Source organism: Rhodoferax sp. ZS1R8 (assembly GCF_056521325.1).
The window spans coordinates 1-2272 of sequence record NZ_JBWMBA010000028.1 but is presented as its reverse complement, the minus strand read 5'-3'; the positions used below and the strand labels follow the sequence as shown (position 1 = coordinate 2272).

Genomic DNA, 2272 nt, shown 5'->3' with positions numbered 1-2272 from the left:
CGATCCAGGCCATCGGGGTTGATGAGGTGGCCTACGGCAAGGGCCACAAATACCTGACGCTGGTCTACCAGATCGATGCACATTGCACCCGGCTGCTGTGGATTGGCAAGGAGAGAAGGTTCGTCCGGGAAATCTGTGGGTAGATTTTGATGGTTTTTTGTGGCCGGCGGCGGAATTCACCATCACTACATATTTGATGGCGCGCGCGCAGTGGACAGCCGCTGCGCGGTGCGTGACTTGTCCACTGCTCCCCGAGTTGGAGCCTTTGGCCTGACGCGCTAGCGCTTGCCAACAGCCGTTGAAAAAGAAATCGCCCTGAACAGCCAATACACGAACACCAGTGCGATGTCGGTCGTGGCCTACTGCAAATTGGTATGGACGTGAGTAGCCAGGAATCGATTGAGCTTTTTGCAAGTCGAGTCAAACGAGCGCTGCTCCTGATCAGAGAAGCCGCCATGGATCAATGGCCCCTCATCGTTGGCGATGGCCTCGCGGACCAGTTCTCCAGCCGCTCGCTTTCTGAGCTTGGGCGTGTCATTGATATCTCGGATGATCTCGCCACCGAGCAGCCACAGGTTGTCGCGGTGCAGGTTACGGGTCTTACGCGTCAGGCCTTGGGCCAGTAGGTCCAGCAGAAATGGCGTAAACACTGCAACGATTTGCTCGCCGGGAATTACATCACGTTCCTCGCCACACCAACTTGCAGGCCAAGTCGCCAAATCCGGGCAATAGGCGGCCAAGTCTGGCGCGACTACGATGGCACCCAATTCTTCCTTGAGTTTCTTTGGCATGCGTCTGATCTCGATATTGAACCAGTGTTACCACTTCCCCGGCTTCGTCTACGTCGTCGCACGCCTGAACAAGTCCAGCAAAACCATCGAAGTCGAAGTGCGCACACGCGTCGGCTCCAAAGGCAAATGCTCCGTCTGCCACACCCCGGCGCCAACCTACGACCATTTGACCGTCAGGCGCTTCGAGTTCGTGCCCTTCTGGGGATTCTGCGTTTTCCTACTGTACCGCATGCGTCGGGTGAGTTGCCCCCAGTGTGGCGTGAAGGTCGAAGCAGTGCCATGGGGTTGCGGCAAACACCAGATGACCACCGCCTATGTCCTGTTCCTGGCGCATTGGGCCAAGAAGTTGTCGTGGAAGGAAACAGCCCTGTCGTTTCGAACATCTTGGGACAAGGTCTGTCAGGCGGTCGAAGTGGTGGTGGCGTGGGGGCTTGAGCACCGCACCCTGGGGCCGATCCAGGCCATCGGGGTTGATGAGGTGGCCTACGGCAAGGGCCACAAATACCTGACGCTGGTCTACCAGATCGATGCACATTGCACCCGGCTGCTGTGGATTGGCAAGGAGAGAACGGTCAAGACGTTCGAGGGATTCTTTGACATGATCGGAGAAGACCTGTCGGGCAAGATTGAGTTCGTCTGCTCCGACATGTGGAAGCCCTATCTGCGGGTAATCCGCGAACGCTGCAGCAATGCGCTCAACATCCTGGATCGCTTTCACATTGTGGCCAAGATGAATGACGCCCTTAACGACGTGCGTTCTTCAGAAGCCAGAAAGCTGGTGGCCGACGGTTACGAGCCAGTCCTGAGCAAGACCCGCTGGTGCGTGCTCAAGCGCAAAGAGAACCTCACCAGCAACCAGCGCATCCGCCTGCGCGACATATTGAAGTACAACTTGCAGACAGTGCGGGCCTATTTGCTCAAGGAGCAGTTCCAACAATTCTGGGATTACGACTCGCCCACCTGGGCCGGGAAATTCCTGGATCAATGGATCGCGCTGGTGATGCGTTCACGCATCGAGCCGATGAAGAAGGTGGCCAAGACGCTACGCAGCCACCGCGAGTTGATCCTCAACTACTTCCGGGCGAAAAAGCAGTTCTCCAGTGGCGTTGTGGAGGGTTTGAACAACAAGGTCAAAGTGACCATGAGAAAATCCTACGGGTTTCGCACCTTCAGAATCACCGAACTAGCCCTGTATCACGTGCTTGGCAAGCTTCCTGAGCCGCAACTCGCCCACAGATTTTACTGACGAAGCAAACTTTTCAACCGTGGTGATCTTTGGCGTAGCGGATCTGGAGGCGCTGGCCGACACCCTGCGTGAATGCTCGTTGCGAGTACGCACCAGGAGACGCGTCACTACCCTGGTACAGGCCTGATAGCCTGTTGGGGTGGTATGTAGAGGCATTTATGCCTCTAGCCCACGTTAAATATGCTTAATGTGCTATCTAAAATCTAGCATTTATTGGGCGCGCGTATGTCGACAT

General features: G+C 56.1%; 3 protein-coding genes. 2 read left to right on the top strand and 1 reads right to left on the bottom strand.

Features of this window, described 5'->3' with window-relative positions:
- The first annotated feature begins 2 nt into the window (after positions 1-2).
- Positions 3-143, top strand: coding sequence for a transposase (locus tag AC097P_RS23375; protein WP_479612833.1), 141 nt, complete (start codon positions 3-5; stop codon positions 141-143).
- A gap of 216 nt (positions 144-359) precedes the next feature.
- Here the strand turns inward: AC097P_RS23375 and AC097P_RS23370 are convergent, their stop codons facing one another.
- Positions 360-791, bottom strand: coding sequence for a hypothetical protein (locus AC097P_RS23370; RefSeq protein ID WP_479612832.1), 432 nt, complete (start codon positions 789-791; stop codon positions 360-362).
- On the opposite strand from AC097P_RS23370, the gene AC097P_RS23365 reads away from it, so the two are divergent.
- Entirely contained in the window at positions 790-2037 is a 1248-nt protein-coding gene (locus AC097P_RS23365; protein ID WP_479612831.1) for an ISL3 family transposase, read from the top strand. The two genes, AC097P_RS23370 and AC097P_RS23365, sit on opposite strands and share 2 nt — an antisense overlap.
- Positions 2038-2272: the final 235 nt, after the last annotated feature.

Coding starts and splice junctions, on each gene's coding strand:
- AC097P_RS23365 (WP_479612831.1), top strand. CDS start 790: ATGCGTCTGATCTCGATATTGAACCAGTGTTACCACTTCCCCGGCTTC.
- AC097P_RS23370 (WP_479612832.1), bottom strand. CDS start 791: ATGCCAAAGAAACTCAAGGAAGAATTGGGTGCCATCGTAGTCGCGCCA.